Annotated in this window: 3 protein-coding genes; 2 read left to right on the forward strand and 1 reads right to left on the reverse strand. The window is 46.6% G+C overall.

What is annotated here, in order from left to right; translation table 11 throughout:
- Window positions 1-148: 148 nt before the first annotated feature.
- A complete protein-coding gene (locus ACTHUE_RS17865) occupies window positions 149-613 on the forward strand; it encodes a four-helix bundle copper-binding protein (RefSeq protein WP_107768661.1) in 465 nt (154 codons plus the stop codon).
- Between the two features lie 62 nt (window positions 614-675).
- Here ACTHUE_RS17865 and ACTHUE_RS17870 read toward each other — a convergent pair whose 3' ends face one another.
- Window positions 676-1,209: an acyltransferase gene (locus ACTHUE_RS17870; protein WP_107768660.1), complete on the reverse strand. Its 534-nt coding sequence runs from the start codon at window positions 1,207-1,209 to the stop codon at window positions 676-678.
- A gap of 281 nt (window positions 1,210-1,490) precedes the next feature.
- Between ACTHUE_RS17870 and rpmE the strand changes: the two genes are divergently transcribed.
- Complete coding sequence (rpmE, locus tag ACTHUE_RS17875; RefSeq protein WP_107696777.1) at window positions 1,491-1,706, forward strand: 50S ribosomal protein L31; 216 nt, start codon at window positions 1,491-1,493, stop codon at window positions 1,704-1,706.
- Window positions 1,707-1,734 lie beyond the last annotated feature (28 nt).

Genomic DNA, 1,734 nt, shown 5'->3' on the forward strand with positions numbered 1-1,734 from the left:
CTATCAATCTAACGCGTATCTAAAAAAAGCTGCCTAAAAGTTCAGACAGCCTTTATTGTTTATAAACAAATAATATGTTAACCTATTGTTATCGAATAGATTTAATTATTCGTAATATCATTTCACCAAGCAAAAAGGACTCTATCTTATGAACCGTCGTCAATTTATCGGCAGCGCCGCTGCTGTTTCCCTCACCGCCGCCGCTTCTTTCGCCCGTGCTCACGACCATGCCGGCCATGCACACCATGCCGGTCATGCCGGTCACGCGCATTCTGCACCGCGCGCCTACGAAGCTGCGCGCAACGCGGCCGCACATTGCGTTGAAGCCGGTCAAATCTGTTTGGCACACTGCATTGCCCTGTTGAGCACAGGCGATACTTCCATGAAAGACTGCGCAACCGGCGTTAACCAAATGTTGGCACTGTGCGGCACCTTGCAAAACCTCGCCGCCCAAAATTCACGCCTGACCCCATCTTTGGCAAAAGTGTGCATCGAAGCCTGCAAACAATGTGCTACCGCCTGCAAAGAACACGCCGGCCACCACGCTGAATGCAAAGCCTGCTACGAATCTTGCTTGGCTTGCATTAAAGAATGCGAAAAAATTGCCGCTTAAGCACTATTGAAAAAAGGCCGTCTGAAATTCAGACGGCCTTTTATTTTGCTATTTTGTTTACGCTATTCGGCTGCAAGCTCTTGCTCATCCAGCAGTTTTTTCCGAACAATCGCAGGGTTGCCCGCAGCCACGCAATAAGGCGGCACATCTTTGGTAACCACCGAACCTGCACCGATTACCGCGCCCTTACCGATGGTAACGCCGCCCATGATAATCGCACGTCGACCAATCCAAACATCATCTTCAATCACAATCGGGCTGATGTCTGTATAACCTTCAAAGCGGCGAGTTTCAGGGTTGAATTTGTGGTTGGTCGAATAAAACAGACATTCCGGCCCCATCATCACGTTCTTGCCGAGGGTCAAACCGCGGCAGATTTCGCAATTTACGCCGATACCCGAATTGTCGCCGACTACCGTATCCGGAAAGACGTACCCGCCTTTTTCAATATTGACGTTTTTACCGATGTTTGGAGAAATACACGCAGCCAAAGCAGCACGGAATTTTTGCGCAATCCGGCCGAATGGTTTGCAATAAGACGGGGGCAACATTCCTCCCAAAACACGCAAAATGCACGTCAATATCTTTTTCCACATTGATTCCGTCTCCTGTCCGTACAAGCGTAAATATTATTCAGACTATTATTCTTCTTAAAGTTTCACATCTAGAGGAGGTTTTACATCCTCTTTTCAGTTAGATTACAATCTGATCGCATAATATTTGGTTCGATATTCTATTCTAAACTGTTCTCTTCTGTTGCGAAACTACCCTGCATACAAAATATCCTCTTGACGAAACAGCCAAAAATAGCGAAAATTCCACGCTTAACTGAAGTACAGGCAAAACCCCTGTGCCCGCTTAATCGAAAGGAAATCAAATGAAACAAGGTATTCACCCGAACTACCACGAAATCAATGTTACCTGCTCTTGCGGCAACAAATTCGTGACCAAATCCGCAATGGAAAAAGACAACTTCAACGTTGAGGTTTGCTCTCTGTGCCACCCTTTCTACACCGGTACTCAAAAAATCGTCGACACTACCGGTCGTGTGGACAAATTCAACAACAAATTCGGCAACCTGTTCAAACGCTAATTGCCGCTTTGTCAAAAAGACTGCTTCG

Source organism: Neisseria sp. P0021.S005, assembly GCF_051956955.1.